This window comes from Streptomyces niveiscabiei, from assembly GCF_033794345.1.
In the GTDB taxonomy this organism is placed as follows: Bacteria; Actinomycetota; Actinomycetes; order Streptomycetales; family Streptomycetaceae; genus Streptomyces; species Streptomyces niveiscabiei.
Genome location: NZ_JARAYJ010000002.1, coordinates 345,805 through 368,867 on the forward strand (window position 1 = coordinate 345,805; position 23,063 = coordinate 368,867).

General features: G+C 69.4%; 16 protein-coding genes and 1 pseudogene. 10 read left to right on the plus strand and 7 right to left on the minus strand.

The annotated features are described in order from the left end of the window. Positions 1-7: 7 nt before the first annotated feature. The 4 genes and pseudogenes from PV682_RS03765 to PV682_RS03780 all read right to left on the minus strand — a co-directional run. Positions 8-670 (minus strand): hypothetical protein, encoded by a 663-nt coding sequence (locus tag PV682_RS03765; RefSeq protein WP_319723942.1) that lies wholly within the window; start codon positions 668-670, stop codon positions 8-10. Continuing rightward, on the minus strand, positions 670-4,209 hold the full coding sequence (locus PV682_RS03770) for an ALF repeat-containing protein (RefSeq protein WP_319723943.1): 3,540 nt from the start codon (positions 4,207-4,209) through the stop codon (positions 670-672). Before PV682_RS03770 ends, PV682_RS03765 begins: the two co-directional genes overlap by 1 nt. A gap of 431 nt (positions 4,210-4,640) precedes the next feature. Then, positions 4,641-5,171: a hypothetical protein gene (locus PV682_RS03775; RefSeq protein WP_319723944.1), complete on the minus strand. Its 531-nt coding sequence runs from the start codon at positions 5,169-5,171 to the stop codon at positions 4,641-4,643. Positions 5,172-5,811: 640 nt separating this feature from the next. After that, positions 5,812-6,140: pseudogene (locus tag PV682_RS03780) on the minus strand (GP88 family protein); the annotation flags it as partial. Positions 6,141-6,739: 599 nt separating this feature from the next. On the opposite strand from PV682_RS03780, the gene PV682_RS03785 reads away from it, so the two are divergent. Then, entirely contained in the window at positions 6,740-7,015 is a 276-nt protein-coding gene (locus PV682_RS03785; RefSeq protein WP_319723946.1) for a hypothetical protein, read from the plus strand. Here PV682_RS03785 and PV682_RS03790 read toward each other — a convergent pair. After that, positions 7,008-7,829: a lipase family protein gene (locus PV682_RS03790; RefSeq protein WP_319723948.1), complete on the minus strand. Its 822-nt coding sequence runs from the start codon at positions 7,827-7,829 to the stop codon at positions 7,008-7,010. The two genes, PV682_RS03785 and PV682_RS03790, sit on opposite strands and share 8 nt — an antisense overlap. A gap of 376 nt (positions 7,830-8,205) precedes the next feature. On the opposite strand from PV682_RS03790, the gene PV682_RS03795 reads away from it, so the two are divergent. From PV682_RS03795 to PV682_RS03820, 6 genes are read left to right on the plus strand one after another with little or no spacing between them, the layout of a single operon-like run. Next, a complete protein-coding gene (locus PV682_RS03795; RefSeq protein WP_319723950.1) occupies positions 8,206-9,810 on the plus strand; it encodes a Dyp-type peroxidase in 1,605 nt (534 codons plus the stop codon). 2 nt (positions 9,811-9,812) lie between these two features. After that, positions 9,813-11,276, plus strand: coding sequence for an FAD-binding oxidoreductase (locus tag PV682_RS03800; protein ID WP_319723951.1), 1,464 nt, complete (start codon positions 9,813-9,815; stop codon positions 11,274-11,276). 30 nt (positions 11,277-11,306) lie between these two features. Then, the gene (locus PV682_RS03805) at positions 11,307-11,798 is read left to right on the plus strand and encodes a hypothetical protein (RefSeq protein WP_319723952.1); all 492 of its coding nucleotides are present in this window, start codon (positions 11,307-11,309) and stop codon (positions 11,796-11,798) included. Positions 11,799-11,840: 42 nt separating this feature from the next. Continuing rightward, positions 11,841-13,817: a GMC family oxidoreductase gene (locus tag PV682_RS03810; protein ID WP_319723953.1), complete on the plus strand. Its 1,977-nt coding sequence runs from the start codon at positions 11,841-11,843 to the stop codon at positions 13,815-13,817. Beyond that, positions 13,814-15,007: a ferritin-like domain-containing protein gene (locus PV682_RS03815; protein ID WP_319723956.1), complete on the plus strand. Its 1,194-nt coding sequence runs from the start codon at positions 13,814-13,816 to the stop codon at positions 15,005-15,007. Before PV682_RS03810 ends, PV682_RS03815 begins: the two co-directional genes overlap by 4 nt. Then, positions 15,004-15,363, plus strand: coding sequence for a putative quinol monooxygenase (locus PV682_RS03820; protein WP_319723958.1), 360 nt, complete (start codon positions 15,004-15,006; stop codon positions 15,361-15,363). Before PV682_RS03815 ends, PV682_RS03820 begins: the two co-directional genes overlap by 4 nt. Positions 15,364-15,433: 70 nt before the next feature. Here PV682_RS03820 and PV682_RS03825 read toward each other — a convergent pair whose 3' ends face one another. Both PV682_RS03825 and PV682_RS03830 read right to left on the minus strand, forming a co-directional pair. Then, positions 15,434-17,743, minus strand: coding sequence for a C40 family peptidase (locus PV682_RS03825; RefSeq protein ID WP_319723960.1), 2,310 nt, complete (start codon positions 17,741-17,743; stop codon positions 15,434-15,436). A gap of 149 nt (positions 17,744-17,892) precedes the next feature. Beyond that, positions 17,893-19,437: an AMP-binding protein gene (locus tag PV682_RS03830; protein WP_319723962.1), complete on the minus strand. Its 1,545-nt coding sequence runs from the start codon at positions 19,435-19,437 to the stop codon at positions 17,893-17,895. 260 nt (positions 19,438-19,697) lie between these two features. Here PV682_RS03830 and PV682_RS03835 point away from each other — a divergent pair, with 260 nt between their 5' ends. From PV682_RS03835 to PV682_RS03845, 3 genes are all read left to right on the plus strand, one after another. Then, complete coding sequence (locus PV682_RS03835) at positions 19,698-20,336, plus strand: LysE family translocator (RefSeq protein WP_319723964.1); 639 nt, start codon at positions 19,698-19,700, stop codon at positions 20,334-20,336. 407 nt (positions 20,337-20,743) lie between these two features. Continuing rightward, positions 20,744-21,325 carry a GTP cyclohydrolase II gene (locus PV682_RS03840; protein WP_319723966.1) on the plus strand — a complete coding sequence of 194 codons (582 nt, stop codon included), beginning with the start codon at positions 20,744-20,746 and terminating at the stop codon, positions 21,323-21,325. A gap of 15 nt (positions 21,326-21,340) precedes the next feature. Continuing rightward, positions 21,341-23,038, plus strand: a complete 1,698-nt coding sequence (locus PV682_RS03845) for a WD40 repeat domain-containing protein (RefSeq protein WP_319723968.1) — start codon at positions 21,341-21,343, stop codon at positions 23,036-23,038. The last annotated feature ends 25 nt before the right edge of the window (positions 23,039-23,063 follow it).

The following is a 23,063-nucleotide window of genomic DNA, read 5'->3' on the forward strand; positions in this document are numbered from 1 at the left end:
GTGACTCTCAGCCCTCAGGCCGGATCACGGGACTCGGCGATGAATCACGACTGCCCGTAGGGCCGTAGTTGGCGGTCAAGGTTGCGGCGTACTCGTCCGGGACGGTCCGACCCGCGAAGGTCAACGGAAGGTATGACTTCAACGCGCCCGACACCTCCAGGAAGGGCCCGAACTGCGTGCACCATTCATTGCGTGCAACTGCGTTCGGGAAACCCCGGAAAACTGCGACTTCTGGATCTCTTTCACCCCAGCACCCCCATTTTCCGGAGGGCCCGGTCACGGCGATGACGTTCGCCGAGATTGCGATCGACCCCATGATGTCGCCGTCCGGCTCGTAACCGATCGCAGCCCAATAATCGTCCGCGTCAGCCTCGACGGACAACGACATTGCCGGGTGCATCCCATACTCCGAGACGTAGAACGCATCGCAATCCGGTTCAAGAACCAGCAGGCCGATGTGCTCGTCACCGTGCCACCGGGCCATTGTGCAGAGCGCCGGCCAGAACTCCGGGGTGAGGACGGCATCGAACTCGCAGAAAAGTGAGTCTCCTGGATTTTCCCTGAAGACCCGGTTGGGCAACCGGGCGTCAAGGTCGAAGGTGGCTGCACTGCGGGAGCGAACATGCAGGTACTCGTTGAGATCGGTCACAATCGAGTTCGCCTCTGCCATCAGTCCTCACCAAGCCTGATCTTGATATCGGCCTTCTTGGACCCTGGATTGTAGTAGTCCGCCGTCCATCCCTCGTGGCTGTTGGCCTTTCCGCGCAGGAAATACCTCGCCCCGTCCTTCTCGTACATGATATTCGGTCCCTTGTCGGTGCGAACCCATCCATTGGCCTCAAGGGTTTCTCCGAACTCCACGGGACCGACGTCCGTCGACTTGTTCAGCATGCGGGCACCGGGACTGGTGATGTCCTCGTAAGCGCTCTGCTCCCGGGCTTCACGGAGGGCTCGCCCGAGGTCGTCGCTGAAGCGATCGATGCCGTTGTCGGCCATGGCGAGGCCGCCTCCGGCCGCGGCCAGGCCACCGCTGACCGCGGCGACAGCTCCGAGGCAGCCGGCGCCCACTGTCTCGGGGCACAGCAGGAGTCCGCCGCCCCCGCCGATGACGCCCTCCCCGACTCCGATGTCGGTCAGGGCGGCGCCGCCGAGACTCTCCAGGAGGTCGGCCGCGAGCTGAGGGCTGTTGTCCCAGAACGCCTGGCCGTAGTCGCCGATGGTGTTGGCGGTGTTCTTGAGCCAGTCCGGTATCCAGCTGCCGTCATCATCCTGCTGGCCCTGCTTCTGTTTCAGGCTCTCGGCCAGCTTCCGCCATGCCTCCTCCGCTTGGTGCTGTTTGGCGACTGCGGTCTGGTAGGCGTCATTCTTCGCCTGCTCTGCGGCAGTGGAGTCCTTGCCCGCGGCCGTGGCCGAAGCCCTGGCGTCCTGAGCGTCTGCCCAGGCAGAGTCGGCGGAGCCGCGGGCGGCGTCAGCGGAGTACCGGGCTTGGGTGGCCGAGGTGATGGCTGCTGCTGCGGCGTTCTCCGCGTTCAGCTGTGCTTTGCTGGCGGTGTCGGCTGACGCGGCGGCGGCCTTGGCGGACCGGTCCGCTTGGTCGGCGTAGTCGTCGGCCTGGGCGGCATACTTCTGGGCGTCCTTGGCGGACTGGTCGGCTTGTCTGGCGTAGCCGGCGGCCTGGGCTGCGGCTTTGGCGGCGGTGGCTGCGGCTTTGCCTGCGTCGGCCGCGTTCTTCTGGGCGGTGGCGGCGATTCCGGCGGCGTGGGCGATGAGCTGCTGGATCTGGGCTTCGTGGGTGGCGGCGAGCTGGTCCTGGCGCTGGGCCTTGTACTGGCCGATGGTGATGAAGGCGTGCAGCAGGTCGGCGGGGCCCTCCACGGCGACGTGTGCTGCGGCTCGCACCTCGGGGCCGGGGCTGTCGAAGAGCTGTGCGGCGCGGACGCGTTCGTCCTGGGTGCGTGCGAGAGCCTCGCCGGTGGTGAGGAACTGGCGCAGGGCGTCGGTGGTGTCGGCGTCCAGTGTCCTGCGGACGGCCTGCTCCTCGATCGGCCCGGCGCCGGTGAGTGCCTGGGCGACGAGCAGGCGCATCTGCTGCTTCATCACCTCGTACTGACCTGTCGCCAGAAACGCGCTCACCGCCGTGGCATCGCCCTGTAGGGCCTTAGCAGCCGCAGCCCGGACACCGGGAGAGCCTGCGGCTTCCGCGAGGTGTTCGACATCTCCGCGGTCGTCTTGGGTGTTGGCGTCTTTGCGGCCGGTGCGGAGGTAGGCGGCGATGTCGGTGTCACTGCCGGCCAGGGCCACGAGGGCTGCGGACTGGCTCCAAGGGCGGCCGGTCTTCGCGGTCGCGAGGGCAACGGCGCGGCCTTCGGGTGCGATCTTCGCCGGGTCGGTGCCGGGCTCGGCGGCCTGTCCGGCGAGTTTGTCCGCCTCGGTCTGGAGGTCCTCGGCTTCCTGGACGGCGGCCTGTCGGCGGGCGGTGCGCTGGTTTTCCTGGGCTTTGAGATCCTTGGCGCGAGTGATGGCCTCGTTGGTTCGCGCGGTCAGCTGTTCGGCGTTGATGCGGACGGTGATGCCGTGGATCTTCTGGGCTTTGGTGACGTCCGCGCCGGCCGCGTCGGCGGCCTGCTTCGCGGCCTTCGCGTGATCACCGGCCTGCTTCGCGGCGGTCGCGGCCTGTCCGGCGTGGGCTGCGGCGTCGTCGGCGGCCTTGGCGGCGTTCTCCGCGTGAGCGGCGGCGTCGTTCGCGGCATCCCGGGCCTCGCCTGCGGCGGAGGCCGCCTCGTTCGCCAGAGCGATAGCGGCATCCGCGGCCCGGGTCGCCTCCCGTGCGTGACGGTGGGCGGCGTCCGCGGCGTTCTGCGCCCGGTCGGAGTGGGCTCCGGCCTGGTCGGCCAGGGTGTTCGCCTGGTCGGCCGCGTCCGCGGCGTTGTCGGCGTCGCTGCCCGCGCCTTTCGCGGACGTCGCCGCGACGGCGGCCGAAGCCGCTGCGGTACGCGCCGAGTCGGCGGCCGTGGCGGCGGCGCGGGCACCCGCGGCGGCGTTCCGCGCGTCCTGGGCCGCCTTGCGTGCGGTGGCTGCCTGACTCGCATTGAGCGCTGCGTCGGTGGCGGCGTCACGGGCCCGGGAGGCTGCCTCGGCAGCGCCGGCCGCGGCCGAGGCAGCGGCGGAGGCGGCGTCGGCCGCGACATGAGCGGCGTCGGTGGCCGCGGCAGCCGCGCTGATGGCGGTCTGCGCGGCGTCGGCTGCCTGCTGGGCGGCTGATGCGGCGTGGGAGGCGGCGGCTGCCGCGTTCTGGGTGTCCTTCTGCGCGGCCCGGGTCTGCTCGGCGGCCTCCTGCGCGGCTGCCTTGGCGAGCTTGGCCGCCGTCACCGCGCGGGCGGACGCTTCCTGGGCGGCCCGGGTCTGCTGCCCGGCCAGTTTGCCCGCCTTCGCCGCCTGGTCGGCGAGCTGCGCGACCGTGGCGTGTTCCTGGTCGTGGGCGCGGGCCACGTACTGGCCGACCTGGAGGAACTCGTGGATGTCCTCCGGCGAGCCGTTCAGCGCGATCCGGGCCGCGGCCCCCACGTTCGCGCCCGCACCGGTGAGGAGCTGTGCGACCTGGACGCGTTCGTCCTGCCGGCGCCGGTCGTACTGTCCGTTGGTGAGGAAGTCCCGGATCTGGTCGGGTGAGTCGCTGTCGAGCGCGGCGCGGGCAGCCTTCTGGACTTCGGGGCCGCCCATGCCCATGATCTGTGCGACCCGTACCCGCTGGTCCTGGAAGAGCGGGGCCTTCCAGCCGTCCTTGAGGAACGCTCTGATCGTGTCCGGCGAATCGCTGTCGAGTGCGGCGCGGGCGGCGTCCTGGAGGCTGGTGCCGCCGAGGCCGGAAACCTGGGCGGTGGCTACACGATCGTCCTGGAACGAGAGATCGGCAGCCTGGGACAGGAATGTCCTGACGTCGTCGTCACCGCCGACGAGCGCGACCTCTGCGGCGGCCTTGACTCCCGGACCGCCCGTCTCCCACAGCCGGACGACCTTCGCCCGGTCGGTGTCCGGAAGGGGGGTACCGACACTGGTGTCGGCCGGTGCCGGGTCATCGGCTCGGGCAGGGCTGGGAGCGGGTCCCAGCAGGCCCAGTACGAGCGCGCCGGGCAGCAGGCCCAGACACAGCGCGCGCAACGTATGCCGCCGGCCTGTCACCACGCCTTGCGCGCGTCGTGGATATGTCACTACAAACTCTTCTCGTCTTGTCAATCGATGCAGGTGAGGGACGCGCACCGACCGGGCCAGGCGCGTGTGAGGGGCGGCTCCAGGGCACGCCAGACGTGGAGCCGCCTTCTTGAGGGGTGCTGCCGGGCGGGGGTGACGCCGGTGGCTGGCGCCGGCGACTGAGCCAGCACCACGTCAAGGTCCGTGAGGGACACCAGATTCACCAACCGGCTGCACACCGTCTGCGACCGCGGCTGCGGTCAGCGGCCATTGCGCGGCGACCAGGGTGGCAGAACAGGCGCGCCGGCCACTGATGTCGAGCCGTGCGGTCGCGGCCTCAGCGGTATCGGCAGCCTGCGGGCCCGAAACGCGGACGAGCGCCGGACGTGAGATTCCTCGAAGAGCCCTGCGGGAACAAGAGGGGACAGAGGGCCACGACGAGAGGCACGGCCTCAGCCGGTGACACTCAGTTCCAACAGCACAGTCTGTGGGCCGCCGACGACTCCCTCACCAACGTTCTGAGACTTGTTCTTCGCCACGGTCACCTTCTGAACGGGTGCCTTGGGGTCGTCCTGCGGCCTCAGAGCGGCGACGATGGGGTGGTCGGCGGTCTCCAGCGCGAAAACACGCGGAAGGTTGAGTTCGAGGTAACCGCTCTTCCCGGTCGTGTTGAAGCAGTAGCTGTCCCGGGAGTCCGCGCCCGGACCCTGGACAGTCATGACCTTGATCTGCTGAGCGGTGTCGTCACAGGCCGCGAAGACGATGTGCCCATCGCCCCGGATCAGCTTGATACCCGCCTCACGCTGGATCCGCTCCGCGTCCGGATAAGCGAAATCCTCCACTGCCGACGGCGGCGTGACCGCCGTGCCCGTCGTCGTCCCCCCTGACGGCTGAGGGTCAGCACTCGCCAGCACAGGAACTCCCGCCAGGGCCATAACAGCAGCGACCCCCGCCACAGGAAGCGACCTGCGTATCCCAGCCATCACCCGAACATCCCTCCAGGCATGGGTGGCAGCACACATACAGCCCCCCATGTACAGACATAAAGCAAAATTAAGTGGTCGACCGTGACAGTAAAACCATATCTGTGCACAAGCAACTTGAACGTGATCGCGGGAACTTCATGGAACGCACACGAGGGGAGTCCCGTAAGGGCAGGAAAATACCCAATAAAAACAGGCAAAGCGGCCACATTGGCGCCCTGGTCGTCGCCCCGGCGACTTCAGTGGCGCGGTCTGACGTCATATCACGTTAAGAAAATTTACCCATGTCTTAACGTAAAATAGCGAAGACTGAGGCCGAGGGAACGAACGCACTCGGTGCTTGTGGTTTCTTCTCCTGGACCGTTCAGCACAGTGAGCAGGCTTGCGGGACGGCGGACGGCCTCTGCTTCACCTGGTGGGACGTCGCCGTGGTCCCGCTCTCTCTGACCACGGCGTTCGTCGCCCCCCTGGCCGTCGTCTACAAGTGGTTGGACATCAGGCCCCGTTCTGTGGTGGTCCCCCCGACGGTCCTTCTGGCAGAGGTTCCTCTCAACGCTGCTCAAAGCTATGGGTGACGCCCTGTTCGCCCAGCCGTGAGGCAGGGGGGCGTTGGGGCACAACGGGGCGGTCGGCGAGTGAGAGGTATGCGGTTGGCGGGGATGCCGACGGGGGTGGGGTCGAGGACGGCGAGGGGGCGCTGGCGTCCTGGGAGTGCCATCCGGCGGTGGTGATGGCGGCTTCGTCGGCGAAGAAGTCCCCGGAGTCGTGGATGCGTACCCAGACGCCGCGGAACTTCCTTCTGCCGAGTTCGTCGGTCATGGCCTGTTCCCAGTCGGGGAGGTCGTCGAGGACGAAGCGGAGGTTGGCCTGGTGTTTGGCGCGGACCGGTGCCCAGGTGTAGGTAGTGAGCAGGCGCGCGGGGCGGACGGGAGCAGGCGCAGGGGGGTGCCCTGTCGGGTGAGACGACATGAAAGTCCTCTCAGGGAAAGGGTGTTGAGGGGAGGTGTTCAGATCTCGCCGAGGTCGATCTCCTTGCCGGGCGGGGTTTCGGGGACGCGGTCGGCGAAGGCGCCGTCCTGGCCGTCGTCGCGGGTGTTGGTCTCGGCGTAGGCGGCGAGTTCGGCGGGGTTGGTGGTGACGAGATGGTGCTCGGTGGGGGAGGCGACGGCTTCGAAGGCGACGCGGTGGGTGTCGGAGGCCAGGAGCCTTGGCCGCGGTCGGCGGTCAGGAGGTCACCGGTGTCCTGGGTGGCCACGATCAGCCCGGCCCGGCGTTTGCGGAACGCCTTCGCCATCCGGAAGAGGTACTCGGCTCCGGCCGCCGACTTCATCAGCAGCCATGCCTCGTCCACCGTCGTCAGCCGGGGGCGGCGAGAGGTGGGGTGGGAGATCTGGTTCCAGATGGTGTCCAGGGTGAGCGGGGTGCCGGCGGGTTTGAGTTCGTCGGTGAGGTCGCGCAGGGAGAAGACGACGAGGTGGCCTTCGGGTCGGGTGGTCGTGGGCCCGGCGAGGAGGGTGGAGAACGCGCCGGCGGCGAACGGCCGTAGCCGGGCTGCGAGGTTGGCCGCGGTGCGGTTCTTCGAGTGGCGCAGGACGGTGGTGAGGAGCGGGGCCGGGCGGGTTCAGGTGCGCGGGTCGGAGGTGATGCCCGCCTGCTGGTACGTCGCGGTGATGGCCTCGCCCAGGACGGCCCGCTCGTCCGGCGTCAACGATGTGTCCAGGAGGACGGCGACGACGGTGTGCTCCTTCGTACCGGTGACGGCCTGGGGCCGAGCCGGGCGGGCGCTGGGCTGTGGTGCCGGGTGGGGACTCCTGTTGGGGGAGTCCCCGCAGGGTGTCAGGTGAGGTTCTTCTCCATCGCGGCGACGTACCGCTTGACGGGATGGTCGCGCAGGGCGTCGCCGGTGGGGGCGAGGAGGTCGGCGGTGGCGCCTCGGAGGCGGTCGGCGAGGAGGCCGAGCGGGGGCATGGTGGAGCGGACGCGGCCGGTGGAGTCGATGTGGTGCAGGGTGTCGACGTGGGTGTAGGCGGGCTCGGGCGGAAGCTGCGGGACGATGTCGTTGTTGTTGACGTAGCGGTGCAGCCGCTCCCGGAAGCCCTTGTTGCAGGACGCGGCCAGGAGCCGGTCGCAGGTGCGGGGCTGGCCGTAGGTGTAGATGCCGTCGGCGCGGAGGCGGGGCGCCTCCAGGTACATGCGGCAGCCGGCCAGCATCGCGAGGGCACCGCCGAGACTGTGGCCGGTGAACCACACGCTCTGGCCGTTGTCCCGGAAGGCGGCGACGGCTTCCTCGACGGCGGGGAAGACCGACTCCAGGGCCTGGCCGAAGCCGTAGTGGACGTAGCCGGTGGCGGCCGGGCCCGGCCAGGGCGGGGTGGTGGCGTCCGAGAGCCAGTCCCGGATCTGCGCGGGCTCCGTCCCCCGGAACGCCGTGATGATCATCTGGTCGCTGGCGATCGTGTACGCCTGGGTGTCCTCCAGCGGGAAGGGAGGGGTGAAGCGGGTGCGGTGATGGCGTACTCGCCCGAAGCCCCACTCCCGCGCGGTGGCCGCCACCGTCGCCTCGTCCTGGTAAGCCAGCGCGGCGGCCTCGGCCATGGCGTACGCGAGGCGGGGGCTGTGCTCTGTGGCGGTGTGGTCGATCGTCGTCGGTACGGACACGGCATTCCTCTCCGGGGCGCTGCGGGGGGCGTTGCGCGACGACGCTAGCCACCGGCCTCGGCCCCTTCCGCGGGGACGGCACGGGACGTCCACGCGGGAACGTTTCCTCCTCACCCGCGCGGCCCACCCGCGTCCGGTCGTCGTACATCTGCGCTACGGGCGATTCCGTAACCGGTCAGGTGTTCGCCGCGTCTCACCCGGGTGGCGGGTTTGGGGTGATCGCGTCTGCTCCGGCCGGGTGAATGTCCGGTGATGTGCGTCACCTCGCGCCACGGTCCGTCTGCGCACGTCGTGACGCCCGCGCGTCTTCCGTGCCCGGGAGAGGCGGGGTGGCCGCCCTGATTGTGGATGGGCTTTCGGGGTGAGTCAGGGTGTCATGGCAATCGACCTGAGACAGACAGCCATCAATCCCGACATCAAGGAGATCCCTCCCACCCGCAACACCCAGGCCGACCTCCGGGCCGTCCTGAAGGACCTCCAGGGCAACATCCTCAAGAGCCACGGACGCGACCACAGCCGCCACCTGTTCATCACCTTCAGGACCACCACGAAGGAAGAACGGGACAAGGCCCGCAAGTGGCTGGCCGCACTGGCCGTCACCTCGGCCTTCACCCAGCGCGAGGAGGCGCGGGCCTACCGGGAGACGCTGACGACGATCGGCGAGAACGGCGCCTTCACGCCCGCCGAACAGCGCCGGCTGATCCTGGACTCCAGCGCGGTCTTCGTCGGCGTGCTGGTCTCCGCCGCCGGCTACCGGGACCTGGCCCTGGGCAAGGACGCCATGCCCGACGACCCGGCCTTCCGCGACGGCGCCGAGAAGCGCGCGGACCTCCTCAACGACCCGAAGAAGGACCAGTGGGAGCCGGGGTTCCGCAACACCCTGCACGCCCTGGTCATCGCCGCCGACGACGACGCCGAGGCACGCCTCGGCCCCCTCATGAAGAAGCTGAGGGGCCAGCTCAAGGACCTCGCGCTCCACCTCCACGAGGAGACCGGCGCCGCCATGCGGCTGGACGCGGCCGGCAAGTGGAACAAGGACGCCCCCGTCCGCGAGCACTTCGGCTTCGTCGACGGCATCAGCCAGCCCCTGTTCTTCGCCGACGACATCGACCGGGCCCGGGCCCGCCAGGGCGGCATCGACCGGTACGACCCCAGCGCCCCCCTCGACCAGGTCCTCCTCAAGGACCCCGGGGGCGACAGGTCCACCGGCTACGGCTCGTACTTCGTGTACCGCAAGCTGGAGCAGAACGTGGCCGGCTTCCGCGCGGGCGAACGGGAGCTGGCCAAGGAACTCGCCGAGCACGACGGCCACCGGAAGCCGGCCCCGCCCACGGTCGTGGCCGGGTACACCGCGCTGGCCGGCGCGTACATGGTGGGCCGGTTCCAGGACGGCACCCCGGTGCTGGAACGCGACGAGGCGGGCCTGGGCGCCCAGCCGAACAACTTCACCTTCGACGGCGACGTCGACGGCGTCCGCTGCCCCTTCCAGGCGCACGTCCGCAAGACCAACCCGCGCGGCGACAAACAACGCCAGTTCGGGGTGCCCCTCACCCAGGAGCGCAGCAACCGGATCGTCCGCCGGGGCATCAGCTACGGCAAGGTGACCCTGGACCCGAAGCCGGCGGACGGCAAGGTGGGCCTGCTGTTCCTGTGCGCGCAGAGCAGCATCGCCGACCAGTTCGAGTTCATCCAGGCGGCCTGGGCGAACTACCAGGACTTCCTCACCCCGCACAGCGGCCTCGACCCGGTGATCGGCACCCTGCCCCAGAAGACGACGCCGCCCCCCACGGCCGTCGCGCAGCCCTGGCCCAAGAAGTACGGCTCGCACAACCAGCTGGACTTCTCGCACAACCCCCCGGCGCCGATGAGCCACACCTTCCCCCTGGCCGTCGGCCGGTGGGTGACCATGCGCGGCGGCGAGTACTTCTTCGTCCCGAGCCTCAGCGCGCTCAAGGCGTTCGGCAAGGTCACGGAGGTGTGACGGTGGCCGAGTTCCGTACCGCCGTCGACGAACTGGCCCGGAAGCTGAGCGGCTACCTCTGCGAGCCCGGCAGCGCCGAGTACACCAAGGCCGTCGCCATCGACAACGGCCGCACCCGCACGCCCCCCGCCCTGGTCGTCCGCGCCAACTCCTACCCCGACGTCACACGCGCCATCCGGTTCGCCCAGCGCACCGGGCTGCCCCTGACGGTGCGCGGCGGCGGCCACAGCGCCGCCGGGTACTGCCTGAACCGGGGCGGGATCGTCCTGGACCTCGGGCTGATGAAGGCCATGACCCTGGACCGGGAACACGAACGCCTGACCGTCCAGATGGGCGCCCTCTGGAGCGACGTGTACGGCTACGTCGACCGTGCGGCGGCCCCGCTGATCCCGGTCGGCGGCGGCTGTCTCACCGTGGGGCTGCCCGGGTTCCTCCAGGGCGGCGGCTACAGCTTCGTCTCCCGCTCCTACGGCCTCGGCAGCGACAACGTCACCATGATCAGACTGGTCGACGCCGCCGGCGCGCTGCGCACCCTGACCGCCGACGCGCCCCGAAAGGAGGACCGGGAGCTGTTCTGGGCCTGCCGGGGCGGCGGCGGGGGCAACTTCGGCGTCGCCGTCGAGATGACCCTGCGACTGCACGAGCCGCCCGCGCCCACCGTGCTCGGCGGTTCCCTCCACTACCCGCTGGAGCGGGCCGAGGAGGTCATCGCCGCCTACGACACCTGGGCCAGGGACCTCCCGGGGGCGATGGCCGCGTACGGCTACGTCGGCCACGAACCCGACCCGGCCGAACCCACCCGGAAGATCCCGGTCTTCCGGATCACCCCCGTCCACAACGGGGCGTACGCCGAGGGCGCGGCACTCCTCCAGCCGATGCTGAAGCTGAACCCCATCGACGTACGGCTGTACTCGATGCCGCTGCCGAAGCTGGAGATGACCATCGGCCGCTCCACCCTGGTCGGCGACCGGCTGGCCTACATCCGCTCGGGGATGATCGGCGAGAGCGGCTGGACCCCGGGCATGATCAAGGCCGTCCGCGAGGCGATGACCGCCGCGCCGTCGAAGGACAGCTTCGTCGTGTGGACCCACGGCCGGGGCAAGGTGAACGACCCGGCCCTCGCCGGCGAGGGCCCCTATCCGCACCGCGACAAGCGCTACGTCTTCGAGCTCAAGACGATCTGGGACGACCCGGCCGACACCCGGGCCAACGTCGAGTGGGCCGTCGACCTCGGCGAGTCGCTGAAGCAGGACTTCCACGGCGCCTACGTCAACTACATCGACCCGCTCCAGGAGCAGTGGGCCACGGCCTACTACGGCACCGAGAACCTGGCCGAGCTGCGGCGGATCAAGAAGGCCGCCGACCCCGACGGGTTCTTCAGGTTCCAGCAGTCGGTCGACTCCTCCTTCGAGCCGGACCTGTCCCGCCCGCTCGATCTGAGCCCCCTCAACCGCACCCTCGTCTGACCCCTCCACCTCCCGCACAGGAGCGCCCGCATGGTCAACGGCACGCCACCACCACCCCGTACCCCCAAGAACATCTTCACCGACATCTCCGTGGAACTCACCGGCTTCGACCGGGCGGAGCTGGGCGGCACCGGCATGGTCGACACGTACTACGCCACGCTGCTGCGCATGATCGGCGAGCGCGAGGCCGGGCAGCTGTTCCGGTACGCGGAAGACGCGCTCGCCGAGGACCGCCGCAAGCAGGCGAAGGACGGCCCCGCCTTCAGGAAGGCGGTGGTCGAGAGCCCCCGCTTCGGACCGGTCGCCGTCAGCCTGATCAAGCTCTGGTACCTCGGCCGCTGGTACCCGCTCTCCGCCGCCTACCGCGACCGGTTCGGGTCCACGGCGGACGACGTCGAGCACGTCGTCTCCAGCCAGGGCCACCGCGAGGGCCTGGTCTGGACCGCCGCCGGAACCCACCCGATGGGCGCCAAGCCCCCGGGCTTCGGCTCCTGGGCCGAACCGCCGGCCCTGCTCCCCTGACCCCGCCCCCTCGCCCGATCCCCTCGACCGTGAGGTAGAGCCATGAGCAATCCCCCTCCGCCCGACTACGACCTGGTCATCGTCGGCGGCGGCATCTCCGGGGCCGTCGTCGCCAAGACCGTGATCGACGAGGCCAACAAGAACAAGAACAAGAACAAGAAGAAGTTCCCCAGGATCCTGATCCTGGAGGCGGGCCGGGCCACGGCACTGAGCGCCGACAAGTACGACACCTACGTGGAGGCGTACCACGAGGCGCTCGTCAAGGTCCCCAACGCCCCCTACCCCGCGAGCAGTTCGGCCCCCCAGCCGGACGTGCTGGACATCAGGCCGGTCCAGGACGCCCAGGGGAACACGGTCACCAGCGACCAGGGGTACTTCGTCCAGAAGGGCCCGCTGCCCTTCGGCAGCGACTACGCCCGCTCGCTCGGCGGCACCACCCTGCACTGGCTGGGCACCTGCCTGCGGATGCTGCCCAACGACTTCAGGATGCGGACCGTCTACAAGCGGGCCGTCGACTGGCCGCTGACCTACGACCAGCTCAAGCCGTACTACGAGCGCGCCGAGTGGGACATCATCGGCGTCGCGGCGGACGTGGACCACCAGTACTACCCGGGCATCAAGGACAAGCCGAGGGAGTACTTCAAGAGCGAGAACCCCAAGTTCACCAACGGGCTCTACCGCTTCCCCATGGAGGAGATCCCCTCCAGCTACCTCGACCGGTACATCGAGAAGACCATCGGCAAGCTGACGGTCGAGCTGCCCAGCGCGGCGCAACCGACGTACAAGTTCCCGGTGCGGATCAGCAACACCCCGGTCGCCCGGAACTCGACCCCGACCGACCCCGACTACAGGATCGTCGGCGCCGCCGGGAACGCCGAACGCGGGCAGCGCTGCGAGGGCAACTCCAGCTGCATCCCGATCTGCCCCGTCCAGGCCAAGTACAACGCCCTCAAGACCCTGTACGAGCTGATCGTCAGATACCCCTGGGAGCTGAAGAAGAACGAGAAGGACGGCACCAGGGCCAGGGTCGACATCCGCAGCCAGTCCGTCGCCATGGAGGTGACGCACGCCACGGGGAACGTCACCGGCATCAGGTACAAGAGGTACTACGACGACGGCCGCCCCCCGACCGAGCACACCGTGACCGCCCGCACCTACGTCCTGGCCGCCAACGCCATCGAGAACGCCACCCTGCTGCTCGCCTCCAAGGCCGCCAACCGCAGCAGACAGGTCGGCCGGAACCTGATGGACCATCCCCTGCTGCTCACCTGGGGCCTCCTCAAGGAGTCCGTCGGCGCCTACCGGGGCCCCGGCTCCACCTCCGGCATCCCCGCCTTCCGCGACGGCGCCTTCCGCGACGAACGCACCGCCTTCCGCGTCGAGATCGGCAACTGGGGCTGGAACTTCCCGGAGAACGCCCCCTACGACACCGTCCTCGACCTCGTCGGCGGCGGCGAGAAGCCGCAGCTCTACGGCAAGAACCTGCGCAGGAGGATCGGCGAGATCGTGCCCCGCCAGTTCCGGATCGCCTGGGAACTGGAGCAGGACCCCGAGGAACGCAACCGCGTCACCATCGACGACGCCTACCGGGACGCGCTCGGCAAACACCGCCCGGTCATCCACTACGACCTCTCCGAGTACGTCAGGGCGTCGCTGCCCTGGGCGGCGGAGGCGAACCGGCAGCTGTTCACCGCGCTCGGCATCGCGAACAAGGTCAGGCGACCCGAGTACGAGTCCGGCGACTACAGCCACTACGACACCAGCAACCCCATGACGGTGGAGTACGGCGGCGTGACCTACTGGGTCGCCGGCGCGGGCCACGTCGTCGGCACCCACCGGATGGGCAAGGACCCGAAGACCTCGGTCGTGGACGACTACCAGCGCAGCCACGACCTGCCCAACCTGTACATCGTCGGCTGCGGCAGCATGCCGACGCTGGGCACCTCCAACCCGACCCTCACCATGACCGCCCTGGCGCTGCGCACGGGTGACAAGATCGCCAAGGAGCTGTTCGCGTGAGCACGCCGCCGCCGAGGAAACCGGACCCGATCAAGGACCTGCCGGAGCTCAAGGCCGCCCTGCAACTGGCCGTCGGCCTGGAACTGAGCACCATCCCCGTCTACCTCACCGCCCTCTACTCCATCAAGGACGGCACCAACACCGAAGCGGCGCAGACGATCCGCAGCGTGGTCATGGAGGAGATGCTCCACATGACGCTCGCCGCCAACGTCCTCAACGCCCTCGGGGAGAAGCCGAGCACGAAGCCGGTCACCTTCCGTACGTGGCAGAACCTGAAGCCCGTCCCCGAGTACCCGGCCAGGAACCCCGTCGTCTCCGGCATCGGGGAACTCGCCCTGGCCCCCTTCAGCCCCGGGGCCGTGGCGAGCTTCGTCAGGATCGAGGACCCCTTCCACGGCGCGCGGTCGCTGACGGACGTCGAACGCGTCGAGGACAAGTACGCCACCATCGGCGAGTTCTACGCGGCGATCAGCACCGCGCTGGAGGCCACGTCGAAGGTCTGCAAGGAATCGGACTTCAAGAACCGCAACCAGGTGGCGGCCACCCACTACTACGGCGGCGCGGGCCGGGCCATCCAGGTCACCAGCCGCAGCAGCGCGCTGGACGCGATCAAGATGATCGTGGACGAGGGCGAGGGGATGCCGGAGCCGTACCTGCGGCAACAGGCGAAGAAGGTCACCGACAGCGACAGGCTCAACAACGGCTGGCAGATGTACTCCCACTACGCCCGCTTCCGGGAGCTCCAGACCGGCCGCCGCTTCCGCAGCGACCAGAAGGCCAAGGACACCCCGAAGGGCTCCCTCGTGCCGATCGACTACGACGCGGTCCACCCGGCGTTCTACGTCAAGTACGACGCGGCGGGCACGCCGGGCAGCCCCGAGGGCGTCGCGCTCAACCGGTTCGACCTGGCGTACACGCGGGTCGTCGACGACCTGTACCTCGCCTTCGCGGGCGGGAAACGCAAGGTCGAGGACAAGCTCGCGCCCAAGGGTGAGCGCGAGGTCGATCCGCTGCTCCTCGCCGTGCACGGGATGCGGACGCTGAAGGACAGGGCCGTCGCCCTGATGCGCACCCCGGACCCGGCGAGGCCGGAGCGCAGGCTGTGCCCGCGCTTCCATTACGCGGCGACCCCAGGAGAGCGCAAGAAGCTGGAGAAACTGACCGAGGAGATGGCGGGAGGCGTCGGATGATCTCCATCGTCACGAAGTGGTGGCACGTCGAGGGCAGGCGGGACGAGGCCGTCGCGGCGCTCAAGGACCTGGTGGAACAGGTGAAGAAGGGGGAACCCGACACGTACATGTACTGCCTGCACACCGCCGTCGTGGACGGCTCCCTGCCGCCGCCCACCAGGAACGAGGTGATCTTCCTCGGCGCCTGGAAGGACCGTAAGGCCTTCGACGACCACCGCGACGGAAAGCTCTTCCAGGACTGGCTGGCGAAGCACCTCCACCTCTTCGTGCGGAACGGCGGAAAGCTGTACGTCAGCGCCGAGTTCGCCGACCGCTTCACCGGCTTCGTGCGGGGCGAGGCCATCGGCACGGCCTGACCGGCGACGCCCGGGCGCCCGCCCCTGGAGGGAGCGGATGCCCGGGCGCCGTCAGGTCACCGCGCGGCGGTCAGGCCCGGGTCTCCGGGTCCAGGGCCGGCGGCCTGGTGCAGTCGATGACCCGGTCCAGCCAGGCCGGGCCCTTCAGGTAGATGTTGCTGATCCACGCCTTGTAGTCCGGCAGGTAGGACCACACGTCGTTGGTGACGCCTTCGGCGGTGACCGACTGGGCGTGCTTCTGGCAGCCGATCCTGACCTGGGTGGGGCCGCTGAAGGTGTTCTTCACGTCCGAGGTGGTGTTGGGGTGGGAGTGGGTGTTCACCCCGGTGCCCCACGTGCTGAACATGCCGTCGGCGCCCGCGCTGGTGCCGCCGCCCGAACCGGTGTCGGGGTCCAGGGCCGGGGGCCTGGTGCAGTCCATCACGCCGTCCAGCCAGGCCGGGCCCTTGAGGTAGATGTTGCTGATCCAGGCGCCGTAGTCGGGCAGGTAGGACCACACGTCGTTGGTGATGCCCTCGGCGGTGACCGACTGGGCGTGCTTCTGGCAGCCGATCTTCACCTGGGTGGGGCCGCTGAAGGTGTTCTTCACGTCCGACGTGGTGCTGGGGTGGGCGTGCGTGTTGACGTCGGTGCCCCAGGTGCTGTTGGAGCCGGGCGAGGTGCCCCCGCCGCAGTCCGGCACGCCGTCCAGCCAGGCCGCGCCCTTGACGAAGATGTTGCTCACCCAGCCGCCCACGTCGGGCAGGTGCGACCAGGCGTCGTTGGTGATGCCCTCCGCCGTCACCGGCTCCGCGTGCTTCTGGCAGTCGATGTGGATCGCGGTGGGCGCGGAGAAGGTGGTGACCAGCGAGCCCGAACGCGACGGCGTGGAGCGGACGTTGACGCTGGTGCCCCAGGTGGAGTGCTCCCCGGAGCCGGTGGAGCCGCCGCAGTCGGGAACCCCGTCCAGCCAGTAGCCGCCCTTGACGTAGATGTTGCTGATCCAGCCGCCCAGGTCGGGCAGGTGCGACCAGACGTCGTTGGTGATGCCCTCGGCGGTGACCGACTCGGCGTGCTTCTGGCAGTCGATGTTCACGGCCGTCGGCCCCGGGAAGGTGGTGACCACCGAGGCCGAACGGGCCGGGGCGGAGCGCACGTTGATGCCGGTGCCCCACGTCACGTGGTTGCCCGAGCCCATGCCGCCCATGAACCGCAGTCCGCCCGCGTAGTCGGTCATGTCATGGCTGTTGAGGTCCGAGACCATCACGTGGGTGTCGGACTCGCGCGCCTCGACGATCTTCCCCGCGCCCAGGTAGATCGCCACGTGGTGCACCGACCGCCGGCCGAAGAAGACGAGGTCGCCGGGGCTGAGCGCCGAGGTGTCGGTGCCCAGGCGCTGTCCGGGCAGGCTGAAGATGCCGGCGGCCGTGGTGTTGCCCATGACGTCGTACCCGGTCGCCTGCGCCCAGGCCCACCGCACGAGCCCCGAGCAGTCGAAGCCCTTGCGGTACGGGTCGTTCTTGCTGCGCACGGGGTCCGACTGGTCGACGAAGCCGTACGAGGCGCCGGGCGAGCCGCCGTGGCCGCCGCCCCAGCTGTACCAGGTGCCGGCGGCGACCTGTGAACAGGCGGCGTCGATCGCCCGGTTCGCGGCCGGGGAGACCGCCGTGCCGTGCGCCGCGCACCCCCAGGTGTTCTGCCCGTCCGGCGGGCCGTACTGCCACGGCCAGTAGATGTGCCCCATCTCGCAGGGGATGTAGGCGCCCCGCGACAGGTCGACGGGGTAGCGGCACTGCGAGTCGAGGTGGTCGAGGAAGCCGTCCGGGTAGGCCCACTGGTGCCACTCGCCGTGGGTGATCCCGTAGGACAGGTTCTTGGCGTACTGGTCCCAGATGATGTTCCCGACCGGGGACGTGTAGGTGAGCCACTCGCTGAGGCTCCACGGCCCGTCCGCCCGGACGTGCAGCAGGAGCGCGCTGTCCGTGCGCTCGATCGAGAACACGATGGTGCGGCCCGCGCCCTCGGAGTGGCCCGGGAGCGACACCAGCCGGAACCCGGTGGTGTACACGTCGGTTACCTGCACCGGGTTCGAGGTGCCGAGGTAGGTGAGCATGCAGGTGGCGCCGGGTTTGAGCGGGCCCTTGCAGTCGGTGTCGAAGGCGAAGTACTGGGCGAACCGCCACTCGGCCATCGCGGCGACCTGCCAGGCCGCGGGTTCGGCCGAGCCCTTGTCGACGGAGGCCAGGGTGTAGGTGAGCTCGTGGGCGTCGTCCGCGCGGGCGGGTCCGGCGCCGGTGAACAGCAGGGTGCCGATCGTCAGGATCAGACCGGCGGCGACGGCGAGTGCGCGCTGCCATATGAGGTGCGGGTGTCCCGGCCCCCGTGTGACCTGTGAGGTCATATCACTTCCTTGGTCAAGAGGATGCACGCCTCCGGTGGCTGAAAGCCGACCCCCGGTCGGCCGGAAACGTGCGCACGGGATCATAACGTTGTCGGCCCACGGTCAAAGTAGACCGTGGGCGAACTTTTCCGGAGGACGGAGGATCATCCCTAGTTGACCCGGTGCTCGCGCCCCTCCCAGTACGGCGCCCGCAGCCGGAACTTCTGGATCTTGCCCGTCGCCGTGCGCGGGATCGACGCGCGGAACTCGACGCTCGTGGGCGCCTTGAACCCGGCGAGGTGCTCCTTGCAGTACGCGATGATCTCCGCCTCGCTCGCCTCGGCACCCTCCGTGAGGACCACCAGGGCCTTGACGGTCTCGCCCCACTTCGAGTCGTCCGGCACCCCGATCACGGCGACCTCGGCGACCGCCGGGTGACCGAAGATGGTGTCCTCGACCTCGATCGACGAGACGTTCTCGCCGCCGGTGATGATGACGTCCTTCTTGCGGTCGGAGATCGTCAGATGGCCGTCGGCCTCGTCGAGGGTGCCGCCGTCGCCGGTGTGGAACCAGCCGCCGGCGAGCGCGTCGGCGCTCTCCTCGGGCTTGTCCCAGTAGCCGTCCAGGACGACGTTCGAGCGGGCCAGCACCTCGCCGGAGTCCGACACCCGGAGCCTGACGCCGAGGGCCGGGACCCCGGCGCGGGAGAGTTTGCGGGCGCGGTCACGGGCGGGCAGGGCCATGTCCTCGGGGCGGGTGCGGTTGAACGTCAGCAGGGGCGAGGTCTCGGTCAGGCCGTAGATCTGCGTGAACTCCCAGCCCAGCTCCTCCTCCACGCGCTGGATCAGCCGGCTCGGCGGAGGCGCGCCCGCGCACACGAGCCGGACGCGGTCCCGGCCCGGGATCTCGCCCTCCCAGCCCGCCGCCGCGTTCAGCACCGTGCCCCACACCGCCGGCGCCCCGCACATCAGCGTCACCCCGTGCTCGGCGACCCGGCGCAGGATCTCCGCCCCGTCGACCTTGCGCAGCACGACCTGCTTCGCGCCGAGCCCCGCCATCACGTACGGCATCCCCCAGCCGTTGCAGTGGAACATCGGCAGGGTGTGCAGGTAGACGTCCCGCTCCCAGGCGCGCGTGTGCAGGCCGAACGTCAGGCCGTTGACCCAGATGTTGCGGTGCGTGAGCTGAACCCCCTTGGGGCGCGCGGTCGTTCCCGACGTGTAGTTGATCGTCGCGGTGGCGTCCTCGTCCGGCTCCGCCCACGGACGCGGCTCGACCCCGAACCGCATCAGCGCCGAGTCCGTCTCCTCGCCGAGGACGAAGCGGTGCGGTACGGGGATGCCGGCGACCGCGTCCGCCAGGTCGGCGTCGAACAGCAGCACCGAGGCGCCGCTCTGCTCGACGACGTACGCGATCTCCTCGCGCTTCAGGCGGAAGTTGACGGGTACGCAGATCCGTCCGCTCATCGGCACGGCGAACAGCAGCTCCAGCAGCCGCGCGGAGTTGTGGCTCACCACCGCCACGCGCTCGCCCTCACCCACGCCGAGCCGGTCGAACCCGGCCTGCCACGCGCGCACGCGCTCCGCGAGCCCGCCGTACGTGGTGCCGGCGACCGGCGCCGCCGGCTGGTCCGGCTCGTCGATCACCCCCGGACTCGCGGCGAAGCCCAGCTCCGCGCGGTCCAGGAAGTCCGCGATCGTCATCGGAACGCGCATCGCTGGTCCTCACTCCCCATCGGTGGCCGATGTCCATAACGCTCCCCGCTCGGGGCGGGGCCGACGCTTGTCCTGCGGAGGCTCAACAGGGGAGGGGGTGAGGAGGTGACGCGGGGAAGGCGGACGAGTGGTCGTCGATGGCGGGTTCGACGCTGTCGCCGGGCGGCTCCACACGGCCCCGGAGCGGGCCCGGCGGGGCGGTCCGGGCAGGTCCCGAGCGTTCTTGTGGCCTCAGAGACACGCATGGTTACATGGGGTTCATGCTGTCCACAGACCGGTTACTGGCGTTCTCGGCCATGTCCTTCCTGTTGATCGTGATACCCGGGCCGAGCGTGCTGTTCGTGATCGGGCGGGCGCTGGCGCAAGGGCGCCGGGCCGCGCTGACCACGGTCGCGGGTAATACGATCGGCGCCTATCTGCTCGTCATCGCCGTAGCGCTCGGGGTCGGCTCCCTGGTCGAGCGCTCGGTCGTCGTCTTCACCACCCTGAAACTCCTCGGCGCGGGCTACCTCGTGTACCTCGGCGTCAAGGCGTTCCGCCAGCGCGGCGCGCTCCAGGACTCCTTCACGGGCGACGGGCCCACCTACGGCGGCATGCGGACGCTGTGGGAGGGCTTCGCGGTCGGGGTGGCCAACCCCAAGACCATCGTGTTCTTCGCCGCCGTCCTGCCGCAGTTCGTCGACCGGGACCAGGGGCACGTGGCCCTCCAGATGCTGCTGCTCGGTCTCGTCTTCAACATCATCGCCGTGGCGTCCGACTCCGTGTGGGGTCTCGCCGCCGCCACCGCGCGGCAGTGGTTCGCCCGCTCGCCGAAGAGACTCTCCCTCGTCGGAGGGCTCGGCGGTCTCTCGATGATCGCCCTCGGCGTCACCGTCGCCGCGACGGGCCGGGGCGACTAGCCCGACCCTCTTCATGTTCCCGCTCGCACGCCACCCGGGGTGGCGTGCTGGAGCGGTGTTTTCGCATGTCCGCACAGATTTTTCTTTCCGGACGCTTTGCTTCCTCACAGCCCCCGTCCGGAACGTCCCAAGATTATTTCCGGTACCGGGTCCGCGACTTCGGAGACTATTGGGGACTCCCTTGACAGGAGCAAATCGGTGCGGGACCGTGACGGAGGATCAAGTCGGGGCCTGCGGCATTGATAATGCGGCAGAAGTGGCGAGACGGTCCCGGCTGGACGCGTAGCCGACTTGAGGGGTGACGGGGAATGTCATTAGAGAACCGTTCTGCCTACTCGCTCAACGAAATGCAAGCGCCTGGGTCGACAGGCGAAAGCCGGTCCGGGTCACCCCGAATACGTACGAGAGTGAGTGTTCCGCTCGAAGTCGCCGGCGGGGAGTTCGCGGCGACCGAAGTCATCACCTTCGACGGCCTGGACGACGGCCGCGAACACCTCGGCATCGTGTTCGGCGACGCCCTGGAACAGCCCGTTCCGATCGTCCGGCTGCACTCCGAGTGCCTGACCGGCGATGTGCTCGGATCGACCCGCTGCGACTGCGGCCCGCAGCTGCGGGAGGCGATGACGCTGATGCACAAACGCGGCGGCATCCTGCTCTACCTCCGTCAGGAGGGGCGGGACATCGGGCTCTACAACAAGCTCGACGCCTATGCGTTGCAGGACACCGGAATGGACACGTTCGAGGCGAACAGAGCGCTGAACTTTCTCGACGACCAGCGCACCTATACATCGGCGGCGCAGATGCTGGTGACCCTGGGCCTCAAAGAGGTGGAGATCCTCTCGAACAATCCGGAAAAGATCCGCCAGCTGCGCGAGAACGGAGTTCTGGTCCAAGGTCAGCGACTCACGGGTGTCCATGTCACCGAATCGAATCGCGAGTACCTGAAAGCGAAAGTCGTACACGCCGGCCATTCCATCGACATCGACTGACGAGGAGTCTGGATCGTGATCGAGCACAGGAGTCCGATAAGCGGGATCGCCGCTTACGCGGACAAGTACATCGCCAGCGCCGGCTACGACAACCAGGTCATTCTCTGGGACCAGAGCACGGAACGCCCGGTGAACCGCGTCCTGCACGACCACCTCGCCAACCAGTGCGCCTTCAGCCCCGACGGGACGCTGCTGGTGACCTCGTCCAGCGACTACACCGCCCGCCTGTGGTCCGTCCCCGACCTGCGGCTGCTCGCGGTCCTCAACGACCAGGCCGACGACGTCGAGATGTCCGCGTTCCACCCCTCCCGGGAACTCATCGCCACCGCCTCCCGCGACCACCGGCTGCGCGTCTACGACTTCAGCGGCACCCTCGTGCACTCCTGCGCCGGCCACACCGCCGACGTCATCTCCGTCGACTGGTCGGCGGACGGCTCCGAGCTGGTCACCTCCAGCGACGACGGCACCGTCAAGCGCTGGTCCTCCAGCACCGGGGAGCTGCTGGAGGACATCGACCTCGGCGGCGTCGAGACCGACACGATCGTCATCGACCGCGACGGCACCATCTACGCCGGCAACGACGAGGGCCAGATCATCGTCATCCGCGGCGAGCGGCGCACCACGGTCCAGGGCCACGACGCCGGCATCAAGCGCCTCGTCCTCGGCGCGGACCGCGACCTGCTGGTGAGCCTCAGCTACGACCGCAGACTGCTGCTGTGGCAGACCTCCGACGGCGAGCTGCGCCGGGTCGGCGAGTCCGCCATCCCCGACGACGTCTGGCCCCGCTCCTGCGCCTTCGCGGCCGGCACCACCCTCGTCTTCGGCACCTTCGGAGCCTCCTACCGCTCCTTCGACTACGCCACCGGCACCTGGAGCACCGCCGAGGTCGCCCCCACCCCGGGCGTCAACGCGGTCGTCGCCCACGCGGGCGGCGTCTACACCGTCGGCGACGCCGGCATCGTCGTCCGCGACGGCGCCGAACAGGCCCGCATGGGCAGCCTCTGCAACTTCCTGACCCCGGTCGGCCAGGAGCTGACGGTCACCGGCGGCCAGCTCGGCAAGGTGATGGACGCCGCCACCGGCCGCGTCCTGCGCCAGCACCGCTCGCCCCTCAACTGCGGCGTCCGCTTCGAGGTCGACGGCGTTGCCCACGTCCTGATCGGCGCGTACACGGGAGAGGGCCTGGTGTTCCGGCTCGACCCCGACGGCGAACTGCGCCACGTCACCGACGTCGCGCTGCACGAGAACGCCGTCAAGGGCGTCGCCGCCTCCGGCGACCTGCTCTTCTCCGTGTGCGCCGACACCGGCGTGGCCTGGCACGACGCCCGCACGCTGAAGCTCGTGCACCGCATCGAGGGCGCGCACGACCGGATCGCCAACGGCTGCGTGGGCCTCAGCGGCGGACACTTCGCCAGCGTCGGACGCGACCTCAAACTCCGGCTGTGGGCACCGGACTTCACCTCCGAGGTGATCCCCACGGCGCACCCCAACTCCATCAAGTGCATCGCCGCCGACCCCTCCGGACGGCTGATCGCGACGGGCTCGTACCACGGCCACGTCCTGGTCTACGACCGGGAACGCGCGACGTGGGTCGTCGAGGACAGGCCGACGACGTCCGGGATCTCCTCGCTCGCCTACGACGAGGACCGCGGGCTGTTCCTGGCCGGCTCCTACGACAGCAAGGTCTACGAGATACCGGGAGCGTCCGCGTGACCGCTAGGCCCTTGCCGATCGTCAA